This is a genomic window from Halomonas sp. SIMBA_159, from assembly GCF_046536035.1.
In the GTDB taxonomy this organism is placed as follows: domain Bacteria; phylum Pseudomonadota; class Gammaproteobacteria; order Pseudomonadales; family Halomonadaceae; genus Vreelandella; species Vreelandella venusta_A.
Genome location: NZ_JAWJBT010000498.1, coordinates 1 through 275, shown reverse-complemented (window position 1 = coordinate 275; position 275 = coordinate 1). Strand labels below are relative to the sequence as shown.

Genomic DNA, 275 nt, shown 5'->3' with positions numbered 1-275 from the left:
CGACCTGCTCCCGGCAGATGACGAAGCCGGTCCCGCCCTGGACGAAGACCTCCGGATCCGAGCATTCGATATCCGGCGGGGAGGCCAGGATGGCGCGCCAGCTCTCCATCACCGCGTCGCGGCCGATCAGCGGCTCCCAGCCTGGATGCAGGCAGGCGACGCGGGTCGCGCGCGCCCAGAGCCGGTCCATCAGCGCCAGGTCGCCGTCGGCGAAGGCGGCGTAGAAGGCGGCGTTGGCGAACAAGATCTCCTGGTCGTCGGACATCCGCGCGCTC

At 70.9% G+C, this 275-nt stretch carries 1 protein-coding gene; it reads right to left on the bottom strand.

Annotation, left to right across the window (positions count from 1 at the left end):
* Window positions 1-265 (bottom strand): nuclear transport factor 2 family protein (locus R0J87_RS20175; protein ID WP_498888477.1); only part of this gene is annotated, 265 nt, incomplete at its 3' end.
* Window positions 266-275: the final 10 nt, after the last annotated feature.